The sequence below is a fragment of the Methylomusa anaerophila genome (assembly GCF_003966895.1).
In the GTDB taxonomy this organism is placed as follows: domain Bacteria; phylum Bacillota; class Negativicutes; order Sporomusales; family Sporomusaceae; genus Methylomusa; species Methylomusa anaerophila.
In genome coordinates this window covers 2,800,830-2,824,152 of record NZ_AP018449.1, presented here as the reverse complement: position 1 = coordinate 2,824,152, position 23,323 = coordinate 2,800,830, and the positions used below count along the sequence as shown (strand labels likewise).

Sequence of the window (23,323 nt, the reverse complement as noted above, 5' to 3'; positions counted from 1 at the left end):
TCATCTGTTTTAGATCACATAATCTTCGGGAATAAAGATTTTTAAGTCCTTGGGTTTAACAAATACATTTTCACCGGCTTTCAGATTGAGCTGTCCAAACCGTTCTTTGCCCAATTCCACCTCAACCAGTTCGCCGGTATCCTCCCTTTTTAATTCCAGGTGAACAACCGGGCCGACTGCGCGGATAAAAAGAATGCGCGCCGGGATAAATTCCTGCCCTTGGGGTTCCCGTTCTATTTCGATATTATAAGGGCGAACAAAGCTTACTGCCTGAGTGTCCAAAGTGTGGGCATATTCAGGCGCATCCAGTTCAATGCAGCCGATAGTAACTCTGCCTTTATGAATGCGGCCTTGAAAAAGGTTCACATTTCCCAGGAAATCGTATACGAACGGATTCTTAGGATGTTCATAAACTTCCTCCGGCGTGCCGAGCTGTTCGATCTGACCTTTGTTCAGTATTACAATGCGATCCGCTACGTCCAGGGCTTCTTCCTGGTCATGGGTAACGAAAACGCTGGTGATGTGCAATTCATCATGGAGCTGCCGCAGCCATCGCCTCAGTTCCTTACGGACTTTGGCATCCAATGCCCCAAAAGGTTCGTCCAGCAACAGCATCTGCGGCTGAACGGCAAGGGCCCGGGCTAACGCCACCCTTTGCCGTTGCCCTCCCGAGAGTTGGGCAGGATAGCGGTTGGCTAACCCCTCCAGCTTTACCAGGCTTAAAAGTTCATAGACTCTTTCCTGAATTTCCTTTTTCGAAGGCCGAAGACTGCGCGGCCGGACGTTTAGCCCGAAAGCGATATTTTCCGAGACAGTCATGTGCCGGAACAGCGCATAGTGCTGAAATACAAATCCTACCCGTCTTTGTTGAACATTGGTATTGCTGGTATCCTCGCCGTTAAAGAGGATGGTCCCCTGATCCGCCGTTTCCAAACCGGCGATGATGCGTAACAAAGTGGTTTTCCCCGAACCGGAAGGACCCAGGAGAGCCACAAGTTCGCCGGTGGGGACCGTCAGATTAATATCTTTTAACGCCGTAAAGGCGCCAAACTGTTTACTGACATTGACGATCTGAATACTCATAACTGTACTGCCCCTTTTAATTTCATTCGAGTTCAGCCGCTTGACCCTGCTGCTGTACTTTCCACTCGACGATATTCTTTACCACCAGGGTGACAACCGCCATGAGCGTCATCAAGGACGCAACGGCGAAAGCTGCTGTAAACTGGTACTCGTTGTACAAAATCTCCACATGCAGCGGCAGAGTATTGGTAAACCCGCGGATATGGCCGGAAACAACCGATACCGCGCCGAATTCTCCAACAGCCCTGGCGCTGGTCAAAATCACCCCGTAGATTAATCCCCACTTGATATTCGGCAAAGTAACCCGCCAAAAAGTTTTCCACCCATTGGCGCCAAGAGTCAAAGCCGCTTCTTCCTCAGCTGTCCCCTGGGACTCCATCAGCGGGATCAGTTCACGGGCAACAAAGGGAAACGTGACAAAAACGGTAGCCAGGACTATGCCGGGAACGGCAAAGATAATTTTTATATCATGGGCTGCCAGTAGAGGGCCAAAGATTCCCGGTTTACCGAAAAGAAACACGAATATCAAACCCGCGATGACAGGTGAGATAGCAAAAGGCAGATCAATCAGTGTTATAAGGAAATTTTTTCCTTTAAATTCGAATTTAGCGATAGCCCAGGCTGCGGCTAAACCGAAAACCGTATTCATCGGCACTGCAATTGCGACTGTTAACAAAGTCAGGTAAATTGCGGACAAGGCATCAGCGGAAACGATGGCGTTGATATACAGTTCAATACCTCGTTCAAAAGCTTTCGCAAAGACGGCAATAAGGGGTATGATCAGCATCAATCCAAGATAGCCAAGAGCCAAGCCGGTCAATATCCAGCGAACAGCCGGCCGTTCTGTTATCATTCTAGAATTCTCTTGTTCCGGCTCCATCCCCCGCCGCAGGGTAACACTTCCAGCCATTTCGACTCACCTCCTCAAATTTCCTGATGCCGGTGGCTCTGCCACCACTGTAAAAGATTAATTAAAAACAGCAGTACAAAAGAGGCGATCAACATTACGGCCGCAATGGCGCTGGCACCGGCATAGTCAAATTGTTCCAGTTTGGTCATAATCAGAAGAGGAGTTATTTCTGTTTGCATCGGCATATTGCCGGAAATGAAAACAACCGAGCCATATTCCCCCAACGCCCGCGCAAACGCCAGGGCGAAACCGGTCAATAAAGCGGGAAATAATTCAGGCAGGATGACTTTCGTGAAGGCTTGGAAGCGGGTTGCCCCCAGGCTGGCAGCCGCTTCCTCCACCTCCCTGTCTAAAGTCTGCAGAACCGGTTGAACCATTCGTACGACAAAAGGCAAACCGATAAAGGTTAAGGCGATAACTACCCCCAAAGGCGAGTATGCGCCCTTCACCCCAATAAGCGACAAATACTTGCCAATCCATCCATTGGGAGCGTAGAGGGTTGTGAGGGTAATGCCGGCAACAGCCGTCGGCAACGCAAACGGCAGATCGACCAGCCCATCTATAATCCGCTTGCCGGGAAACGTGTAGCGAACCAATACCCACGCTACCAATAGCCCGAAAACTGCATTAATAAGAGCCGCAATCAACGATGCCCCAAAGCTCAATTTGTAAGAGGCAACCAATCTGGGCGCCGTAACAATATCCCATAACTGTGACCAGCCTATCCCGGCTGTTTTAATAATAATCGTGGACAGGGGAAGCAAGACCAGCAGACCCAGATACATCATGGTGAACCCCATGGTAAGGCCAAAACCGGGTAAGATACTGTGCTTCTTAAAGGATAAGGACTTGATGGCCATAATTATTCCTCACTTTGTATTTCACTCAGACAAAGAGCGCCTCTACGGGCTCTAAATCGAGCAGAGGCGCCGTTGCATACAGTCATTTCGCTATGCTTATCAGTAGCTACCTTTAAGTTAATTATATTGTGCTGTTTAAACTTGGCAGTACCCGGCGCTGTTGCTGAAAAAGCACGTCCTTTCTACTGTTTGGCCTTCGGCGTATAAATTTGGTCAAAAATACCGCCGTCTTTAAAGTGTTTGGTTTGGGCCTCGGTCCAGCCCCCAAGATCTGCTATGGTGATCAGACTGACTTTAGGAAACTGACTGGCATATTTCTGGGCAATTGCTTCTGAACGCGGCCGGTAGAAATGCTTGGCCGCCAGTTCCTGCCCCTTATCGGTATAGAGATATTCCAGATAGGCCTGGGCCACTTCCCGGGTTCCTTTTTTATCAACAATTTTGTCGACTATCGTAACAGGAGGCTCGGCCAAAATACTGATGGAAGGCACAACGATCTCAAATTTGTCTTTACCCAGCTCTTTTTCCGCCAGCAGGGCCTCATTTTCCCAAGCCAGGAGCACATCACCGATGCCCCGCTCCACAAATGTAGTTGTTGCGCCCCGGGCGCCGGAATCCAGTACCGGTACATTTTGATACAGCTTGGCAATAAATTCTTTGGCCTGGGCTTCATTGTTGCCATTTTTCTTCAAGGCATAACCCCAGGCCGCGAGATGATTCCACCGGGCGCCGCCGGATGTTTTAGGGTTGGGCGTGATGACCGACACGCCAGGCTTGACTAAATCGTCCCAGTCCTTGATATTCTTGGGGTTGCCCTTGCGGACGAGAAATACAATGGTAGATGTATATGGCGTCGAGTTGTTGGCTAAACGTTTTTGCCAGTCTGCCGGGATAAGTCCCGCCGTAGCCAGTTCGTCGATGTCATAAGCTAAAGCTAAGGTCACAACATCAGCCTCAATTCCCTCGCGCACCGTACGCGCCTGTGCGCCCGACCCGCCGTGGGATTGTTGTATGGTAACGGTTTGACCTGTTTTGTTTTTCCAATAATCAGCAAAAGATTCATTGAATTCCTTGTACAATTCACGCGTCGGATCATAAGAAACGTTAAGTAATTTTACCGGTTCGGCCGCTTTACCTTTCTCGGCGGAAGTTTCCTGTTTCGCTCCGCAGCCTGTTAAGGTGACTGCGATCAGCGACAGCACAACTATCAGCAAAATTAATTTCGGTGTGCCTGTTTTAAGTCTTCGCTTTAACATGTACATAACCACTCTCTCCTTTTTTGTTGAACTTCACGAAAGGTCAGCCATTATTATCATTATGGTTCACCTTTAGCTTCGAAACAGTATCGGCCAATTTAAGCAAAAATAAAAGAGGCTAACCATGTAAAATGGTCAACCTCCAGTTATCTGGTCGGTAAACTCGTTAATATCTGTGTTTAACACTATTACATTTCAGCCGCTTAGCCGCTTGGTTTATTTTATTTTAAATTGCATTTTGCCAATTGTCAATTGGCAATTGGCAATGGAGATAAATTTTTTAGGGTAATTTTTTATATACCTTTATATACCGTCCCCATTAATCCCTTCATACTCATTGATGCGTCGCTTCTCAGTTTTTTCTATCAGTCCTACCTTGCCGTCTTCTAAATGAATAATCAACTGGCCATACATCAATCCTTGCAACTCGGCAATAATTTTGGACTGTAACAAGTGTTCCCCCACCGGCACATTCCGCTTAACATATCCAGCTTTGTTTTTGGAGGAAAACACATATTTTTCCGTTTTTTCCATTCGAATTACGCATCCATCCTGAACTGTCAAGATCAGGTATCCGTACTGGACCGTATGAAGTGCATGTCCAATCAATTCCATGACTTGCGGCGGCAGAATTTTTGGGCGAGCTATTTTCCCCACACCTTACACCTCCAAAATAAAAAGGCTAAGGAACTATCTGCGAAAAAGTTCCTTAGCCTTCAGTTATCTGATCAGCTAAATTTAATATTAATATTTAATATTATCCAATTTCGAAGACACCCACTTCTATAAGTGGGTGTTACCACTTCCAAACTTCGGTGGGGGTAGAGTCCCCCACCGAAGCCCCGAAGTTTAGCAAAGGCTAAACGAGTTCACTTCATTATTATGATACAATCCGGAATTAATTACATTTATAATTTCATAGCTTCTTGCACTTGTCAAGGTATTTTTTCTATCTTTCCCCCTGTCAGCATGATAATTCTTTCATGGGGAACGGGTAATATGAACGGATATTCGCCTGGTGTTATAAATTCAAAAGGCAAAGATCAATCCCTGTGTCAAGAAATCCAGGAAATTTCTTTGCCTTCAGTATATTACTGACCAGTCAAATCCGTTATTCATTTATTTGGTTACTATTTCCGTAACCCTCAGGCAAAGAATACCTGTCAAAGAAACGCGTAAAACAGGCTAAAGTTGGTGCATCGAAAGAGAACTTAGCCTTCAGTTTTTCTGATCAGCCCAATAATATATTCAATATGTATTGTATTTTATTATACTTCATGTTGCCGATTTGTCAATATACTCTTAATATACTTAATATATAAGATACAGCGGTATTATTAACAATCAGCCTTCAAAACAATATCGTTGATCTTTTAATTTGCAGGAATAGGAATCTCCTTCGTATAATAGGGATTGAGATCATTTGTGTACAGATCTTTGGGACTTACTTCCCCGGGTTTATACCATCCATTCTGCTCCCCCAGTTTAATCCAGTAATTAATATCATTATCCTGAATCCACCACTGATTGGGATAGACATTTCCCGCTACATCCTTGACATCCACCTGTAAGAAGTCTGCCATAATCTTCAGTGATTCATCATAGTGGTTCATAATCCAGTGCTGCGCCTTCAAATCGGCAGCAATATAGGCTTTGACAACATCAGGATATTCCTTGATAAAGTCTTCACTGAAGGATCTGACGGCCAGACCGCCCAGCGGGCCGCCGCCGTTGACTTCATTGATCTTGTAGCTGGTGGTAAGTACTTTCACGCCGCCTGTGTTTCTGGTGGCTTTTGTATAAACATTGTGCAGCGCCGCCACATCGATTTGTCCCTGTTTCAGAGCCTGTTCCTGCTGCTTATCCGGCATTACCACAATAGTAAGTTTATCTTTGGGAATATTGTTCTGGCGTAAAAATTCATCAAATATTAGTCCTGCACAACCGGAAGTGCCGTTGAGGGCTATCTTTTTACCAACGATATCCTGGGGAGAATTAATTGGACTGTCACTCTTCGTTAGCCATGTTATATGCATTTTATCCGGATCAGGATCATCTACCATGCTGTGAAGCACAATCTTGATCTTAGCTCCCGCCAGCCTGGCCGCCGCAATATCCATGGGATGTCCCAAAGCCAATAGATGATTGTTGCCTTTAATTACTGCCTGCACTGCCAATGCCGGCGTATTGATCACGCCGGTATATTCCGGGATAATCCCCACTTCCTTGAAAAAGCCCAGTTTGTCGGCGATGGTAAACTCATTATAGCTTTGAAAAGTTGCGACTTTAAGATGAAATTCCTTGGTAAGCTTGCCGTTAACAAATTTAGGTTTATCAGCTTCGCCGGCAGCATCCTTAGTTACTGAAGATTTGCCGCATCCTGCCGCCGCCAGGAGCATAAACATAATGACAGCCGCAAGTGACATTATAAAAATCCTTTTTTTCATTATACAAATCCACCAAAAATTTTGCTTTTCCATAAATCTTCTTTATTCCCCTCCGTTAGCAAGCTTAATCAAACTTATACCTTTTTCTATTAATGTATTTGGCTAAATAATCTCCCCCCCACTGCACACCTTGCACAAGAATGATTAATGTTACGACCGTGGCTAGCATCACATCGTCTCTGAATCGCATGTATCCAAACCGTATCGCGAGGCTGCCGAGGCCGCCGGCTCCGATCGCCCCGGCAACCGCCGTCATGCCGGTAATCGCAATCACCGCGATTGTTATCCCCCGGATGAGAGAAGGCAGAGCCTCGGGGATAAGGACTTTGGTGATTATTGTTAATGGATTGGCGCCGATAGCCATGGCTGCCTCAATCTTGCCAAAGCTAACCTCTTTGAGGCAGTTCTCGATAATTCTCGCGATGAACGGCGCTGCGCCGATGGACAGAGGCACAAGGGCCGCTGTGGAACCTAATGTTGTCCCCACAATGAACCTTGCCAAAGGCAATAAAACAACAATGAGTATAATGTCAGGAAAGGAGCGTACCACATTGATTAATGTCCCAAGGATTTTATTAAACTTAAGAGCTTCCAACACATATCCCTTTTCAGTAACCACAAGTATAATTCCCAGCGGAAGTCCAAGCACAAGGGCGACGGCGGTGGAGAACACTACCATGTACACAGTTTCGCCGAGTCCGGTCAGCAACAGGTCCAGCAAATCGTCGTTCAAATTCCTTCACCTCCTCTGTATACCCTTTTTGCCTGAAAACCCTGCAGTATGTCAATAAACCGTTTAGCCGTGTCACTCTCAGGGTTCAGGAAAAATTTTTCAACAGGCCCGTTTTCAACAATTTCTCCCTGTTCAATAACAGCCATGTTATTGCAGATATGTTTCAACACATCCAACTCATGAGTTATTAAAACAATTGTCAGACCAAGCTTTTTATTTATATCTTTCAGCAGTTCCAATATGGAATACGTTGTTTGCGGGTCAAGGGCGGAAGTAGCTTCGTCACTTAAGAGGACATTCGGCTCATTGGAAAGGGCCCGCGCAATACCAACCCTCTGCTTTTGACCGCCGCTTAACTGCAGCGGATAAGCCTTTGCCTTATCCGCTAATCCTACTAACTCAAGAATTTCCTCCACTCTGCTGTGAATCAGCTTCTTAGGATATCCGGACACTTCCAGGGGAAAGGCCACATTCTGATATACAGTTTTGGCATCAAGCAAATTGAACTGCTGAAAAATCATCCCGATTTTTCTTCTCGCCAGTCTTAACTGCGTGTTATTCATGGCGGTGATGTCTTGCCCTTCAATAAGAATAGTGCCGGAATCAGGCTCTTCCAGCCGGTTTATACATCTTATCAGCGTTGACTTGCCAGCCCCGCTAAAGCCGATAATGCCAAAAATATCACCTTTCTCAATTTCCAGGTTTATGTTGCTTAACGCCGTTATTTTGGAATGTGGCGTAACATAGGTTTTGTTTAAATTTTTAATAGATATCAAAAATTTTCAACTCGCTTTTCTACCTTTGGCTCCTGGCTGCAAGCTACTCACTCTGAAAACTCCCGTTGCCAAGGCATGTACCATGCTTATCAGTAATATGAAATAAAGGAGGCCTGGTCCGCATCTACTTTGACAATAGATTAAGAAACCAAGCCTCCAGCATTTCTGGTCAACTTTGAACAATACCAAAGATATTGAATTTTCTTGCTGCATTTCAAACTAATAATTGAATTGCCCTGTTTGGCTACAGCTATACTTTGATGCCCGTTGGTAGCAAACAAAAAAGACTATATCCCATTATAATGGGATGCAGCCAATGGGATGCCGCCTCTAGCTCTCGACTAGTCAGCAATGTATCTTAGTCATCTAATCTTACTCACTTATTATACATCATACACCCACCACAATTACTTGTCAATATCTGTAGCATATTCAAGCCGGCTTTTCCCTTGCGCAGAGAAGGGTTTGGGCGCCATGGTCAATATTGACTTGAGCAAGTTTTCATATTACAATGTATGAAAAATGAAAGTAACGGGCTATACGATGAGGTATCAACTAAACTGAGGCCGGCGGGGACCTCAGCTTTGGTTGTTTTTTCATAAGGAGGGAAAAACTATGGGCTTAGGAAACTTTGATCTAACAATCGGACAGATTATCGAAGCATTTCCTGAAACGCGGGAAGTGTTTGTCCATAACGGCTTTCCTGCGTTTGCCGACGATACCGTCGTGAAACAGTTAGGCCCGGTGCTAAAACTGAAAACCGCGTTGAAGAGCAAAAACATGAACGCTGAGGTATTTGTCCGGCTGCTGGAAGAAAAAATTGCCGAAACCAATCGTTATCGGGAACTGCAGGCAATAGTTCCCGGCGACAGCGGCCAACTGAATATGTTGACCCTTTTACCTTGTCCGTTGAAAGTCCCCTTACAGGATGAACTGAAAATTCTGCTGGAGCATCTGCGTTACGAAAAAGGCTTGGAATTGAATTACAGCATAGAAGTGTCTGCGAATAAACTACTGAATTACGATGATTATATCAAATATTTTGAAGACCCTGACGAAGTGCCTGATGTAATACTTACAACCGGCTACGATTTCTTTCATAAAAAATTTATTGAGCGCTTTGTTAACACCGGCGTATTCACCTGCGTCCCCGTCCAAAAGATCCATCCCCGGTTGACCGAGGCCGGGATTGTCGACCCGGAAGGGCATTTTACCGTTATTGCCGTAAATACCTTGGTAATGGTCGTAGATAACAAACGACTCGGCGACCTGCCGGCGCCAAAAAACTGGGGCGATCTAATCGATCCCATTTATGCTAAGAAAGTCGTAATCCGCGGCCATGGCGACACCTTTTGCGACATCGTCCAGATGAACTACTATAAGGACTACGGCCTACAGGGGATTGCCGGCCTGGCTAAGGCCGTACGTTACGGGCTGCATCCGGCGCAGATGGTGCGAGAGTTAGCAAGCAGCCGCGCTGATGTGCCGCCCATCCATATCATGCCGCGCTTTTTTGCCGAAACTATCACCGACCGCCGCAATATAGAAATTATTTGGCCGGCAGACGGAGCCCTGGCCTATCCGGTGTCGTTGCTGATCAAGGCTGCCAAACTGGAGGAACTTAAGGAACTGGCCGATTATCTTACAGGACCGCAGGCAGCCCAAATTTGCGCCGACGCATTTTTCCCGGCCGCCCATCCCGCAACCAGGAACAACCTGCCGGCGGATGCCAAATTCAAGTGGCTGGGCTGGGACTATGTAAAGGAATGCGATATTGAGGTTCTGGTTGAAGAGCTCAACCGCAAGTTCCTGCAATTTCACCGCGAGGGAGGAATGCCGCCGTGCAGCTAGTCACCGTAGCCGGGCCGCCTTCGTCGGGCAAGACGTCCGCAATTTTGAAAATCATTGATTCGCTGCGGGCCGACGGGTTAAAAGTGGGAGTCGTAAAGTTCGACTGCCTGTCTACCAAGGACCAGGAACTATATCAGAAACGGGGTGTGGTGGCCAAGCTCGGTCTGTCGGGCAACCTTTGCCCGGACCATTTTTTTGTCAGTAATATTGAGGACTGCCTGGAGTGGGCCAAACGGAGCAAATTCGATATGCTGATCAGCGAAAGCGCCGGCCTGTGCAACAGGTGTTCACCGCATATCCGGGGCGCTTTGGCAGTTTGCCTGATTGACAACCTTAGCGGTGTGCATACACCGCAAAAAATCGGCCCCATGTTGAAGTTAGCCGATGTTGTTATTATAACGAAAGGCGACATCGTATCCCAGGCCGAACGGGAAGTATTCGCCTTCCGGGTGCGGCAGGCCAACCCGGGAGCCACCATTGTCCATATCAACGGCATTACCGGCCAGGGAGCGCTGGAAGCCAGCCGGCTGTTCAAGGCAGCTGCCCATTTTGACAGCCTTGCCGGGTGTCATTTGCGGTTCTCCATGCCGGCGGCTACCTGCTCCTACTGTTTAGGGCAAACCCGGATTGGTGAGAACTTCCAGATGGGCAACGTCAAAAGGATGGATCTGGGCTAGATCATACTGGATCATACTTAATCATAGTCAGGAAATTAGCAGGAGGTGAAGCCGGTGCGGGATAGGATGCTTTCCCTGACCGTAGGGGAGTTGCTTGTTGAATACCCTTACGCGGCAGATTTTTTTCAAACTCTGCCGGTGCGCGCTGAGCCGTCGGACTTGCTTGCGAATTTTTTTGCCGCTATAGAGGATGAAGTACTGGCGACCATGGGTATGGAACGCCGGTCGCTTGTGGACCAATTCATCACCTTTATGTCGCAGATGGAGCAATTGAAAACCCAGGATGAAAAAGTCAATTCCATCACCATCATGGGCGGCATCGACAAGGATGGGAATGGGGAAAACGTACTGCTGACTATAAATGCCGGGGAAATTATTTGCATTGTCGGTCCCACCGGCTCAGGCAAGAGCCGGCTGCTGGCGGATATCGAATGGGTGGCGCAGCGGGACACGCCCACCAATCGGAAAATATTGGTGAACGGACAAGTGCCGGATACAAAACGGCGATTTTCCGTCGAACATAAACTAGTGGCCCAGTTATCGCAGAATATGAATTTCATTATGGACCTGTCGGTGGAAGAATTCGTAAACATGCATGCCGAAAGCCGCATGGTGGAGAACATTGCCGAAGTGACCCGGAACATCATCGCCAAAGCCAACGAATTGGCCGGCGAAGGGTTTTTGCCCCACACTCCTGTCACCGCCCTGAGCGGGGGCCAGTCCCGGGCGCTAATGATTGCCGATACCGCATACTTAAGCAAATCTCCCATCGTCTTGATTGACGAAATCGAAAATGCCGGCATCGACCGCCAGAAAGCGCTGCGTCTCCTGGTGGATAAGCAAAAAATCGTGCTGATGGCCACCCATGATCCAATATTGGCCTTAATGGGCGACAAGCGCCTGGTGATTAAAAACGGCGGTATCAGCCAAGTTATCCCAACATCAGAACAAGAACGGAGCAACCTGGCAATACTGGAGAAAATGGACCGGCAGCTGGCTGCCATCAGGAACGTGCTGCGGGACGGCGGTCGAATTGACCTGAGTCCGGCGGAGCTGGGATTGGTAATGTGATGCATCCGGAACTTGGAGGATTATTTAATGGTTCGTCTTCGGATAACAGTTCATGGTATCGTTCAGGGCGTTGGTTTTCGTCCTTTTGTCTACCGGCTTGCCTGTCGCTGTCATTTAGGCGGCTGGGTTCTTAACAACGGGGATAGTGTCTGCATTGAAGTTGAAGGGGAAGAACCCGAAGCCTATGAGTTTGTAAACGCTCTTCACCAGGAAAAGCCGCCGCTTGCACAATTGACCGGGGTGTCGGTAGATGTCTGCCAAGTTAAGGGCGAAGCCGGATTCGTTATTAAAGACAGCCTTCCGTCCCAAGGGCAGGTACCTATGGTATCGCCGGATATTGCAACTTGCCCGGACTGTCGAAGAGAAACCTTAAACAGTAAAGACAGACGCTTCCAATACCCGTTTACTAACTGTACGAATTGCGGTCCGCGTTACACTATAATTAAGAATATGCCTTACGACCGGATTGCCACCACCATGACCGAATTCCCCATGTGCCCGGTCTGCCAAAAAGAATATGATGACCCTGCAGACCGAAGATTTCACGCGCAACCCAACGCCTGCCCGGTATGCGGCCCCAACTATCGTTTAATAAATAGAAACTCCACGGAAGTTTCTGAAGTTTCTATTCCTGACGGCAAAAATGTGTTCATTGAAACCAAACGACTTATTGCCCAAGGGAAAATAGTGGCGGTTAAAGGCCTGGGGGGATATCATCTGGCATGTGACGCAACTAATCCTGTAGCTGTTGATTCACTAAGAAGACGAAAAATACGGGAAGATAAACCGTTTGCTGTAATGTGCGGAAGCTTGGAAGCAGTAAAACAGCAATGCCTTGTTTCACAAGTTGAGGCGGAATTGCTCACCGGCGCCGTCAGGCCAATAGTGCTGCTGGATAAAAGCCCGGCTTATAATTTAGCCCAACAGGTCGCCCCTGGCAATCCCCGCATTGGCGTTATGCTTCCCTATACCCCTGCCCATGAGTTGCTGCTCGGCCCTGACGATGTTTGGGTGATGACCAGCGGCAACACCAGCGACGAACCTATCGCCTATGAAGATGGCGATGCGTTGGAGCGCCTCAATCCTATCGCCGATTATTTTTTGGTGCATAACCGTGATATTTACCGCCGGGCTGACGACTCGGTGGTACGTATTTTTTCCGGTAAACCTTATATTTTGCGGCGAAGCCGGGGATATACGCCCAGTCCGATACATCTTGCGCAAAAAACAGTACCCACCCTGGCCTGTGGCGGAGAGTTAAAGAATTCCTTCTGCCTAACTTACGGGAACAAGGCTTATCTTAGCGCCCATATCGGCGACCTGGAGAATCTGGCAACCTACAATTACTACCTGGAGTCCATAGACCACTACCGCCGTCTGTTCAATATCAAACCTCAGATAGCAGCCTACGACCTGCATCCCGAATATCTGTCAACGAAATATGCATTAAGTCTTGCTCTGCCAAAAGTAGCTGTGCAGCACCATCACGCCCACATTGCCGCCGTCATGGCGGAGCATGGATTATACGAACCGGTAATAGGTGTGGCTTTTGACGGAACAGGCTATGGTACTGACGGAACATTATGGGGCGGCGAATTCTTAGTTGCCGACTATTATAATTTTACCCGGGCCGGACACTGCAAGTATCTGACACTTCCCGGCGGAACCAAGGCTGTTAAAGAACCCTGGCGCCTAGCCGCCTGGTTGCTTTATGAACTATTTGGAACCAATCTCACCGGCTTGCGCATTCCCTTCATTCGCGACTTGCCCAACGAGTGGCCCTTAATTATGGAAGCTGCCAAAAAGGGTATCAATTCACCGTTAACCTCCAGCGCCGGCAGGTTGTTCGACGCCGCGGCGTCCATTATTGGTTTGCGAAATAGCATAAATTATGAGGGTCAGGCGGCTGTGGAACTGGAAATGATAGCCGGGAAAACTACCGGCAACCCGTTACCCTATAGCATTATACCAGGCACGGTAAAACAGCTGGATTTTTCGTCGTCTTTCTGCGCCCTGGTGGAACTGGCGCAACGCGAACATAGTAAAGACTATTTGGCAGCGTCATTTCATACTACGATTGCCAATGCCATAGTCGAAATGGTGCAACTAATCAATTCAGAAACAGGCATCGGCAAGGTTGTCCTTAGCGGCGGAGTATTCCAGAATATCAGATTGCTTACCGAAGTAGCGAACCTTCTGCAAGAAAAGTGTTTGCGTGTTTATTTACCCTGGCAGACTCCGCCCAATGACGGCGGTTTAGCCTTAGGCCAAGCAATCATAGCTGCAGAAAAATATAAGCGGTCGTAAACGGCAGCGCCAGTTGGATAAACGCAAAAAAAAGCAGCCGCCCATAAAAAGACGGCTTAGGAGGATAATGATAATGAGATAACATGAGAAGGGGGTGCCGCCAAGCGATGCTGCGGGTTGCGCGCTTTGCACCGGCTGGGCGGCCGCATCTATGTAAAATAGGCAAAGGGCATCTTTCAATAAAGTCTGTCAAGTTAGATTTTTAATCTGGGCTTCGACCGTTAAAAATATAAAAAGCTAAAGACCTATCGTCTCCAGCTTTTTTCTGGTCAACCACCCATATTATTGATCATTTTTATGTGTCTTTTTTACTATCATACTTAATATTCGATAAATTGTCAACACTTTTTTTAAGGAGTTTGACAATAAGATTTGTTACTATTGCAAATATTTACTGGTTATAATCCCCCAGCCCATAGTCAGGCTGTACGAATATACTGCCGGCATCCTTCAGCAAAGTAAAGTTCATACCGTAGAGATTTTGCAAAGTCTCAACCGACAGCACCTCTTGCGTGCGACCGTACGAGGTCATTCTGCCGTCTTTCAAGAACGCCAGATGGGTGCTAAAATGACTGGCCAGATTGATATCGTGAAGCACGGCCAATGTCGTCAATCCCTGTTCGGCCGTCATGCGTTTGATTAGTCTAAGGATTTCGATCTGATTCTTTACATCCAGATGGGATGTCGGCTCATCTAATATCAGCAGCTTCGGGCACTGGGCCAAAGCGCGGGCGACAGTAACTTTTTGACGTTCCCCCTGGCTGAGCTGACCGGCAAATATTTTGCGTTTTTCCTTCATTCCCACCTGAGCCAGCACGCGGTTAATGATTGATTCATCTTGATGCGTCCGGCTGCCAAACCGGGGAATATGGGAATAACGTCCCATTGCCACAACTTGCTCGACAGTATAGTCCGCTACGCTCTCGTTTTGACCGACGACTGCCACCAGTTTGGCCAGATCGCGCCGCGAATAGCCGGCAACATTGCGTCCGCAGACGGATACGGCGCCATGCAGCGGCGGCAGTACCCCCGCCAGTGTCCGGATCAGCGTTGTCTTGCCTGTTCCGTTGGGGGCCACAATACTGAGAAATTCACCGTGATCTACTGTAAAATCAATGTCTGATACTATCGGTTTGCCATTGTACCCCGCAGTCAGTGATTCAGCCCGCAGGACCGGAAAAGCCTTATTGGCAGTCATCGACCTCTCCCTCCCAGGTAAAGTATATAAAGGAAAAAGGGACTTCCAAACATTGCAGTCACAATCCCCACCGGGATTTGCGCCAGGGCCGGAACCATGCGCGTCAGGCCGTCGGCCCACAGCAAAAATATGGCTCCCCATATGGCGCACAGCGGCAGCAGTGTTCCATGCTGCAAACCGGCCAGCTTACGCACAAGATGGGGCACAATTAAGCCGATAAACCCAATAACTCCGCATACCGATACTACCGTACCGGTGACCAGCGCCGTCGCCAGAAGGATGATAATCCGGATCCGGCTGACATCCACCCCTAAATACTTCGCATTTTCATCCCCCGTTGTAATAATATCCAAATCCCGGGCATGGACCCAGATCACCAGCCCTCCCAACAGCACAGGAGCCGCCACTGCCGGCAAGTTCTCCACCGGATTGGTAAGATTACCCATTATCCAGAACAAAATTTCCGTTACCTGCCGGGTATTGATAGCCATCAACGCAAACAACAACGCGTTTAGCAAAGAACCGAAAGCAACGCCGGCCAAAAGCAGCCGGTTGCTGTCAAGGCCTGTGGGTCCGGTGCGTCCCAAGCCATAAACCGTGAATATGGTAACCACTCCGCCTAAGAAAGCAAACAGGCTAAGATACTGGGAGTGCTGCATAATAATGGCAATCGCAGCTCCCAGCGCCGCTCCCGACGAGATCCCCAAAATAAACGGGTCGCCCAGGGGATTATTAAACATTGCCTGATAACAGGCGCCTGATACTGCCAGGCCGCTTCCCGCCAACATGGCCAGCACCAGCCGCGGCCAGCGGATATCCAGCAGAATAGCGCTGTAGGCAGGGTCAATTCCTTCGCTGATGGGAATGTTAAACATTCCCTTGGCCAGCAAGGCAACAGCATCCTTAAAACCAATAGAAGCAGTGCCGATTGTTAGCATAAGCAACAGGCTGACAAACAGGGCTGCCAGGGAAAAAAGGGGAAAGATTGCCTGTTTAGGTATGAAACGAATTTGGATCATGAGCATCTACCTTTAATCCTGTAATATATCTGCAAGTTGTTCCAGCGCAATAAAACTGCGCGGGCCCGGCCGGTCGAGATAATCATCCGATATATAAAATACCTTGTTATCCCTGATTGCCCGTACATGTTCCGTTTCGAACCGCCGGAAGACCCGTTCCCGGCTGCCCCCCCTGTCGTGACGGGCTACAATGTAAATATCCGGATCATACGAAAATAAGGTTTCATCATCGCACAATGCATAGAAGGTTTCTTTGCCTGCCGCAACATTTACGCCGCCGGCCTGAGTGATAATATCATTTATGTATGATTTGCCTCCCACTGCTAACAAAGGCATGTCCCAAATTTCAATAAATACTTTTTTCCGGTAAGCCGACTCACCAATGCGGCTTCTCACCTTATTCACCGATGCCTCCATCCTGGCAATGGCTTCTTCCCCGTTATCCGTCTCATGGATAACAGTTGCAATCAGCCGGACAGACGCCGTCAGTTCAGCCAGGTTTTTCGGCTCGACGGCCACTACGGGCACACCCGCCTTTTCCAAAGTGCGGATGGCGCCGGTGTGAAAACTGCCGCCGGCAATAACCAGATCCGGTTTCAACAGCAAAATTTGCTCAATGTCGGGTTTTTCAAAGCCCCCGACTTTCGGCAGCTTTTTTGCGTCTTCCGGATAGTCGCAGTAGGTAGTAACCCCGACCAACCGGTCCCCTGCGCCTAAAGCATAAATAATCTCCGTATTTCCCGGGGATAAAGACACAATTCGCTGCGGTTTGAAAACAGGGATATGGATTTTACGGTTTAAGGAATCAGTCGGTTGCCCTCCCGTTACTCCTGTCGGTTCCTGTTCTGTAAGGGCAGGAAAGATAACAAGGAATAATAAAAGGATGACAACAGCGCCAAAAAAGAAAAAAAAGTTTCTTTGCTTCATTTTATCCTCAAGACTGCATACCTAAATAATAGAATTATAGCAAATTAGGAAATAAAAGTCAACGCTTCACTCCCGGACCTTGTTCATCAGCCAAACACTTAGCAAAAAAAAGATTATGCAATACGCCGCCAGGACCGCCCACGATACGCCGGCAGCCTCCCCGCCGGCGCCGATTGCCCGCAAAGCGTAACTGGCGTGGGTCAAAGGCAACAGGTCCAAAATCCAGCGGACAAGCGCCGGATATTTATCGGTAGTAAAAAAAGTAGCGCTGAGAAAGGACATCGGCAGCAGAACATAAGTGCTAAAATTGCCCATATCTTCGTGGGAATTAATAATCATAGCCGCAATAAACCCCAGGGAGGAAAAAACCATGCAATTCAGGGCAAGAACCAGTACAAACGGTCCATTGAGAATAAAATTAGCGCCAAACAGATAAGCCAATACGACAATAATTGCCGATGACAGTAAACCCCGCAGCGTACCGGACAGGATTTTGCCGATAACAAACGCACCGGCGCTAATCGGCGCCAGCAGATATTCTTCCAGGGTTTTATAATATAACCGGCTCATATTTAACGGTGAACCGACTGAATTAAAACTGATGTTCATAGAATTTAACGCCAGAATACCCGGCACGATAAAATCGAGATAATTGCTATGGTTGACCTGAATACTGCGTCCCAGTCCCCAGCCGAATGCGACCAGATATAATAAGGGCGTAACCATCCGGGAAAAAATAAACACCCCTATTCGCCGTTTCAGAACAACCCAATCCCGCCAAAAAACAGTGGCAATGTCCGCAAACATCTAGTCGTTCACTCCTCTACCCGTTAATTCCACAAAAACATCTTCCAGATTTGAACGCCGGATGCTGGCATTGGCTGCCAGTGTGCCGGCAAAGTCGACGGCTTCCCCTCGCTCATGAAAAAACTGTGTCTTTTTGCAGTCGTCAACATGCCACTCAACCACATAAGAGCCCATCCGCTGACAAAGGTCAGCCGGAGTGTCAAGGGCAATCAGCCTGCCTTTATCCAAAATGGCGGTCCGGTTACATAGCTGTTCAGCCTCTTCAATATAATGGGTTGTCACAAAAACAGTGGTATTTTCGTTATTCAAACGGCGGATTAAATCCCATATCCGGCGGCGTACCTGGGGATCTAGGCCAATGGTAGGTTCGTCGAGAAATAATATTTGCGGTTCATGAAACAAAGCCCGGCCAATCATCAGCCGCCGCTTCATTCCTCCCGACAGGCTTTGCACCTTGTCATTCTCCCGCTCCTTAAGCTCCACAAAGTTTAATAATTCTAAAATGCGTTTAACGCGGTCAGGCGCGGCCATATGATGCAAACGGCCATGCAATTCCAAATTTTCTCTAACCGACAAATCCGTATCCAGATTTAAATGCTGGGGAACTATGCCCATAATGGCTTTCATTTTCTGTTCAGCCAATTTGGGCTGCCAGCCGTTAATCTCAAAATAGCCGGCAGTAGGCCGGGTCAGCATGGTTAAGATTCGAATCATCGTCGTTTTGCCGGCGCCGTTGGGACCTAAGAGTCCAAAAATCTCGCCTTGCCGGACGTCAAGCGTTACCCGATCTAAGGCCACACGCTCCCCGTACATTTTTGCCAGTGCTTCCGTGCGAATCATTGCATAACCACTTTCCTCTCCATCAATTGACTTGCCGATGCCAGCGGATTGCCGCCTTTTTCAAGGCGCACTCCGCCGGGTAGGCGCCGTTCCCAACGCCGGAGCCATACCAGCGGGCGAAGCATCCTCCCCCGCATAAGGAGAAATCCGGGCACCGCAGGCAAAAAGCCATACTGTCCTGAATTAGGCAGGTAACCTGTTTTTGTTTTGCCGGATCAATTCCCGCCTCAACTTGTCCCAGCAAAAACACGTCATCCCCCACCAGGGAGGAGCAAGGGTAAATATAGCCGCGGGCATCAACAAACGCCGCTTCGCCGTTTAGAGCGTGGCAATGACCAAAACCGCCGATTTTCCCCCCGGCCAGAGTCTCGACTCTTTCCAATTGGGAGATCTTAATAGTCCGGCCGGTACTCCGGGACAGCCGTTCCGTCATCATTAGCGCCGCCTCAACGCCTTGTTCCACCTCACTGGCAGACGGCGGCTCCAATAAAGCGCCTCGCCCCTGAGCGCGCAGCAAATCAAAGCCAATTCGCCGTACATTCCCCAGAAAGTAGGCCATTTCTACTATGCCGGCCAGATGCCCCACGTTGGCCTTGGAGACAACGCAGGTTACGCCCACGTCCACGCCGCTTGCTATGAGGCACTTGGCTCCCAGCAAAATATCCTGGCTGGCCCCTGCGCCGTCGGTATAGCAACGGCTTAGATCGTTAATGTCCGGCCTGCCGTCCAGGCTGATTCCGATGCCCACGCCGGCTTCCCGCAAATACCGGACAATATCCTGGGTCAACAGGGAGGCATTGGTCTGAAGCTGCATGACCGCCGGCAATTTGCGGCGGCGCACATGCCGGACAATGTCCTGCAGCAATCCGGCAGCCAGAAGCGGTTCGCCGCCGCTAAACTGAAGAATAAAGGCCCGGTCTGCCTGAGCTGCCAATTCTATGGCCCCCACGGCTGTTTCCATACTCATCGTGTCCTGCGGGTGCCGGTCGGCGTAGCAGTACTTGCAGGCAAAATTGCATTTGCCGGTGAGACTAAGGACCAGCATTTTTATCATTTCCTTCACCTTTCTCATCACTATCCGCAAAGAACCCCGGCATCACGCCGGCAAACAAATCAGAGCTGGTATTGTATCCCCATTTGAAAATTGCGGGCAGGCATGGGGAAAGCGCCGACACCGCTGTTACTGGCGGGATTGCCGTCAATTTCGTAAGCCTGATTGGTAATATTATTGAGTTTCAGGAAATAGCGGGTATTCTTATTAAGCCGGTAATTGACCGCTGCATCCCACACCCAGTAGCGGGAAGAAGTAAATTCCTGCAGGCTTCTGCCGGAGGCGCCCCGTCCCGTCAGCCCAATGTCCCAGGAATTGCAGGTGTAGTTGACGCCTAATTTGTAGCCGTGGGGCTGGCTGTTGCTGGTGTCCCAGATATAATCCGGGTCAGACTGGCCTTTATTTTTCACATTAATATACGAATAGCCGGCTTCCACACTCCATTGCGGCGAAAGCACCGAAGTCAGGTTCAGTTCAAAGCCCGTCTTTTTCTGCTTATCCACATTGGAAGGAGTCCATTTGCCTGACGCGTCCGCAGCCCAGTCGATGGCGTCGTCCAGCTGGCTGGTGAACCAGCTGGCGCTGAGGCGGGTTTTGGCATTGAGCCTGGTATTCAAGCCGATGGTGGTCACATGTCCGGTTTCCGGTTTCAGATCGGGATTGCCCGCCAGCCACCCGGTATCCGGCCAGAATAAGTCGTCGGCATTAGGGGCATTGAACACTTCCCCCCAGGAAACATACATATTTGTATCACCATTCATCTTGTAGTTCAAAGAAAGCCGCGGCGTAGTCTTGCTGCCAAACATGTTGTGGTCATCGTAGCGTACGCCGGGGGTAAAGGTCCATCTGTCACCCAGGGACATCCGGTCTTCAACATAAAAGGCCTTGTTGGTTATGGATTTGCCGTTATAGCTGCCTTCATTGGTTACCTGGGTGTCCCGCCATTCGGCGCCGCCGACAAGAATGTTATCAGCATTCAGCCGCCACCCGTCCTGCCACTCGATACCCCTGGCCCTGTTGCTGTAAGAAGTGGCTGACCAGACCCCGCTGGTTAATTCATGCATAGTCGAAGTATAGTAGTTTTCATAAATGCGCAAATAGCCGGCAGTTTCCAAGCCTTTGTCAAAATTGTAGGTTAATGCCCAGTTATTGGACAGGCTGGTTTTAGAATCGTAAGGATAATGCATGGATTCGCCCCACACGACCCGGCCCGGAACCATGTAGGGTTGTCCGCTTTCATCATTGGCGTGTTCAAAATTAAAAGTCACTGACTGGCGTTCGCTGATTTCTTTGTCCAGCCTGAAGGTCACATTGTTCTGATCGTAGTAGCTGTTAGGCATATCCTTTACTTCGCCTGTGGCGTAGTCCTTATAGGCAAAGCGGTCTTGCTCCTTTTTGCCGGCGGTGAAAAACCAGCTCCAGCCATCTTTACTGCCTTCATGGGTTATCCCGTAATTTCTCATTCCCCAGGAGCCGCTGGAAAATTCCAAAGCCGTCCGGCCGGCAGCCCCTTTACGGGTAATAATGTTGATAACCCCGCCCACCGCGTCCGAACCGTACAGGGCCGACTGCGCGCCTTTTACCACTTCAATCCGTTCCACATTGGCGAGACTTGGCAGGCTGGCTAAATCATAGCCGGCCCGGCCGGTGCCAGCGCCCTTGTCCATATTGAGCCGCCGCCCGTCGATCATGATCAGCACCCGGTCGTCACCGTGCACTCTGGCGTAATTGCCTGCGCCCGGATAGCCCTGACCCGTTACAATAATACCGCTCACATTCCGTAGCACTTCACTGATGGTATTGTAATTCCCCTGCTCAATTTCTTTCCTGGTCACAACAGTAACATTTGCCCCGGCTTCGGAAATTTTGGTCGCCACCCGGTTGGCGGTAACCACCATGGGATCGAAGGTAAATTCCTGATTTTCCTCGCCGTAAACGGTCATTGGCAATTGCAGCATGAGCGCGCCGGCGATAAGTAGGGCTAAGTTCTGTCTTTTCTTACGCATTTTCATTATTTGGCCTCCTGTCAAATTTTTATTTTACAACCCCGGCTCCTATAAAGCGGCCGTCCGGGACTTATCCCCGGTCCGTTTCCAAATATGCAGCCGGTAGCCGCCGACAATCTCGCCGCTGTCCAGCCTCAACGGCGCCTCAATGCCGGCTATCCAGCCACTATCGGCGCTGACAGCCACGCCGACGCACGGTCCCGCAGTAGCAAGAAAATCCGTCTGGCCCCCGTCCGGGAGAGACAGCACGTACATGCCGTGGACCTTGATGTCTTTGGTCCAAATATTGCGGCCAACCGCTAACATGACGACAGTATCGTTAACGGCAATCTCTTCAATCATACCGCCTGCTTTGTGCCTGTTTACCAGCTTTCCCGTCAGATCAAACAAAAACATGCTGTTGCTGCTGGGGTGCTCCACCGGGGTCGGCAGCTGCCAGTTAGCCCGGTTATAGGTATTACCGGTGGTAAATAACACCCGCTCCCCGGCAATTCGCACATACATGCCGGTGGCATTTAAATATACGCCGGCTATTCGCTGCGGCTGGCTGATGCTGCGCCGCCACAGTTCCTTGCCGCCGGCGTCATACAAAAACGCCCTGCCGTCGGTGGTGACAGCGGCAATATAGCGGCCGTCAGCCGACATGTCGGGACTCTTGCGCATGGTGGTGTTCTGATAAGGCGGCACAATGTCCAGCAACAGGCTCCAGTTCCGCCGGTTAAGCGTCCCGTCCAGACAGTAGATGTTGTCCCGGTAGCGGTAAACTCTGCTTGTGTCATAATTGGCGGTCCCGAATGCTATCCGTTTCCCGCCGTCATCGACCCCGATCCAGCTAACCCAGGTATCTATATTGTGGTCGGGCGGGAACATCGCCGTTAGTCCGCCGCTTTTATCCAGCTTATAAATCCGGCTGTAATATTGGTTGCTGCCGTCGGGCTGCCGTATATAGCGCTGCCCTACGGCATACACGTTTCCCTGCGCGTCGCCGGCAACAAAGACGGTTCCCGGCAAGGTCTTCTGCCGGATATCCACACCCAACTCGCCGGCGCTGTCCCGGTGCCACAGTTCCGCGCCGCTTGCAACGTCAACACAAATCAGCGCCCCCTGGGGACTGGTCTCGCCAATGTATAAACTGCGCCCGTCCCGGGCAAACTCCAGGGCGGTGATTTTGGCCAGGCCGGCCTGCCGCTGCCACCGTTTGCGCCCGTCTGACGAAAGCAGCAGAACATCCCCGGTCTCCGTCCCCACCGCCAGCAAGCGGCTGTCGGGCGAAAACCTGACTATCCCGGAAGTAAAGCCCATGCGCCGGTAATCGTGGGCTTCCACTTGCCCCAGGGGTATTTCCGCGACTTTTTCGTAATTCCGGGCCATACTGTCCGGCCCGGCCGGCGCCGCGCCGGACAGTATGGCCTTCAAACCGGGGAAAATATGTCCGGCCAATAACAGCAAACTGCCGGCAAATACTGTCATCAGCAATACGGTAAGCAGTTTTTTCATTGCCTGT

Annotated in this window: 20 protein-coding genes; 4 read left to right on the top strand and 16 right to left on the bottom strand. The window is 49.4% G+C overall.

Features of this window, described 5'->3' with window-relative positions:
• Nucleotides 1–9: 9 nt before the first annotated feature.
• From MAMMFC1_RS12745 to MAMMFC1_RS12710, 8 genes are all read right to left on the bottom strand, one after another.
• Nucleotides 10–1,083 carry a sulfate/molybdate ABC transporter ATP-binding protein gene (locus MAMMFC1_RS12745; RefSeq protein ID WP_126308867.1) on the bottom strand — a complete coding sequence of 358 codons (1,074 nt, stop codon included), beginning with the start codon at nt 1,081–1,083 and terminating at the stop codon, nt 10–12.
• Between the two features lie 22 nt (nt 1,084–1,105).
• A complete protein-coding gene (gene cysW, locus MAMMFC1_RS12740) occupies nt 1,106–1,993 on the bottom strand; it encodes a sulfate ABC transporter permease subunit CysW (RefSeq protein ID WP_126308866.1) in 888 nt (295 codons plus the stop codon).
• A 14-nt stretch (nt 1,994–2,007) separates the two neighbouring features.
• A complete protein-coding gene (gene cysT / locus MAMMFC1_RS12735) occupies nt 2,008–2,853 on the bottom strand; it encodes a sulfate ABC transporter permease subunit CysT (protein WP_126308865.1) in 846 nt (281 codons plus the stop codon).
• 182 nt (nt 2,854–3,035) lie between these two features.
• Nucleotides 3,036–4,115: a sulfate ABC transporter substrate-binding protein gene (locus MAMMFC1_RS12730; RefSeq protein ID WP_269471834.1), complete on the bottom strand. Its 1,080-nt coding sequence runs from the start codon at nt 4,113–4,115 to the stop codon at nt 3,036–3,038.
• A gap of 297 nt (nt 4,116–4,412) precedes the next feature.
• Nucleotides 4,413–4,766 carry a DUF2292 domain-containing protein gene (locus MAMMFC1_RS12725; RefSeq protein WP_232035440.1) on the bottom strand — a complete coding sequence of 118 codons (354 nt, stop codon included), beginning with the start codon at nt 4,764–4,766 and terminating at the stop codon, nt 4,413–4,415.
• 716 nt (nt 4,767–5,482) lie between these two features.
• The gene (locus MAMMFC1_RS12720) at nt 5,483–6,556 is read right to left on the bottom strand and encodes an ABC transporter substrate-binding protein (RefSeq protein WP_126308864.1); all 1,074 of its coding nucleotides are present in this window, start codon (nt 6,554–6,556) and stop codon (nt 5,483–5,485) included.
• Between the two features lie 64 nt (nt 6,557–6,620).
• The gene (locus tag MAMMFC1_RS12715) at nt 6,621–7,289 is read right to left on the bottom strand and encodes a methionine ABC transporter permease (RefSeq protein WP_126308863.1); all 669 of its coding nucleotides are present in this window, start codon (nt 7,287–7,289) and stop codon (nt 6,621–6,623) included.
• Nucleotides 7,286–8,065, bottom strand: a complete 780-nt coding sequence (locus tag MAMMFC1_RS12710) for a methionine ABC transporter ATP-binding protein (RefSeq protein ID WP_126308862.1) — start codon at nt 8,063–8,065, stop codon at nt 7,286–7,288. The genes MAMMFC1_RS12715 and MAMMFC1_RS12710 overlap by 4 nt, the downstream gene beginning before the upstream one ends.
• Nucleotides 8,066–8,680: 615 nt before the next feature.
• Here MAMMFC1_RS12710 and MAMMFC1_RS12705 point away from each other — a divergent pair.
• From MAMMFC1_RS12705 to hypF, 4 genes are read left to right on the top strand one after another with little or no spacing between them, the layout of a single operon-like run.
• The gene (locus MAMMFC1_RS12705; RefSeq protein ID WP_126308861.1) at nt 8,681–9,916 is read left to right on the top strand and encodes an ABC transporter substrate-binding protein; all 1,236 of its coding nucleotides are present in this window, start codon (nt 8,681–8,683) and stop codon (nt 9,914–9,916) included.
• Nucleotides 9,907–10,593, top strand: a complete 687-nt coding sequence (locus MAMMFC1_RS12700; RefSeq protein ID WP_126308860.1) for a GTP-binding protein — start codon at nt 9,907–9,909, stop codon at nt 10,591–10,593. Before MAMMFC1_RS12705 ends, MAMMFC1_RS12700 begins: the two co-directional genes overlap by 10 nt.
• A gap of 54 nt (nt 10,594–10,647) precedes the next feature.
• Entirely contained in the window at nt 10,648–11,664 is a 1,017-nt protein-coding gene (locus tag MAMMFC1_RS12695; protein ID WP_232035439.1) for an ATP-binding cassette domain-containing protein, read from the top strand.
• A 27-nt stretch (nt 11,665–11,691) separates the two neighbouring features.
• Complete coding sequence (hypF, locus tag MAMMFC1_RS12690) at nt 11,692–13,971, top strand: carbamoyltransferase HypF (protein WP_126308859.1); 2,280 nt, start codon at nt 11,692–11,694, stop codon at nt 13,969–13,971.
• A 391-nt stretch (nt 13,972–14,362) separates the two neighbouring features.
• On the opposite strand, the gene MAMMFC1_RS12685 is transcribed toward hypF, so the two are convergent.
• The 8 genes from MAMMFC1_RS12685 to MAMMFC1_RS12650 form a co-directional block, all read right to left on the bottom strand.
• Nucleotides 14,363–15,169: an ABC transporter ATP-binding protein gene (locus tag MAMMFC1_RS12685; RefSeq protein WP_126308858.1), complete on the bottom strand. Its 807-nt coding sequence runs from the start codon at nt 15,167–15,169 to the stop codon at nt 14,363–14,365.
• Nucleotides 15,166–16,194, bottom strand: a complete 1,029-nt coding sequence (locus tag MAMMFC1_RS12680) for a FecCD family ABC transporter permease (RefSeq protein ID WP_232035438.1) — start codon at nt 16,192–16,194, stop codon at nt 15,166–15,168. Before MAMMFC1_RS12680 ends, MAMMFC1_RS12685 begins: the two co-directional genes overlap by 4 nt.
• 6 nt (nt 16,195–16,200) lie before the next feature.
• Nucleotides 16,201–17,115, bottom strand: a complete 915-nt coding sequence (locus MAMMFC1_RS12675; protein ID WP_126308857.1) for an ABC transporter substrate-binding protein — start codon at nt 17,113–17,115, stop codon at nt 16,201–16,203.
• 66 nt (nt 17,116–17,181) lie between these two features.
• Nucleotides 17,182–17,922 (bottom strand): ABC transporter permease, encoded by a 741-nt coding sequence (locus tag MAMMFC1_RS12670; RefSeq protein WP_126308856.1) that lies wholly within the window; start codon nt 17,920–17,922, stop codon nt 17,182–17,184.
• Nucleotides 17,923–18,762 (bottom strand): ABC transporter ATP-binding protein, encoded by an 840-nt coding sequence (locus MAMMFC1_RS12665; RefSeq protein WP_126308855.1) that lies wholly within the window; start codon nt 18,760–18,762, stop codon nt 17,923–17,925.
• A gap of 22 nt (nt 18,763–18,784) precedes the next feature.
• A complete protein-coding gene (locus MAMMFC1_RS12660; protein ID WP_126308854.1) occupies nt 18,785–19,834 on the bottom strand; it encodes a radical SAM/SPASM domain-containing protein in 1,050 nt (349 codons plus the stop codon).
• A gap of 41 nt (nt 19,835–19,875) precedes the next feature.
• Nucleotides 19,876–21,825 (bottom strand): TonB-dependent receptor plug domain-containing protein, encoded by a 1,950-nt coding sequence (locus tag MAMMFC1_RS12655; protein WP_126308853.1) that lies wholly within the window; start codon nt 21,823–21,825, stop codon nt 19,876–19,878.
• A 42-nt stretch (nt 21,826–21,867) separates the two neighbouring features.
• Nucleotides 21,868–23,316 (bottom strand): outer membrane protein assembly factor BamB family protein, encoded by a 1,449-nt coding sequence (locus MAMMFC1_RS12650; RefSeq protein WP_126308852.1) that lies wholly within the window; start codon nt 23,314–23,316, stop codon nt 21,868–21,870.
• Between the last annotated feature and the right edge of the window lie 7 nt (nt 23,317–23,323).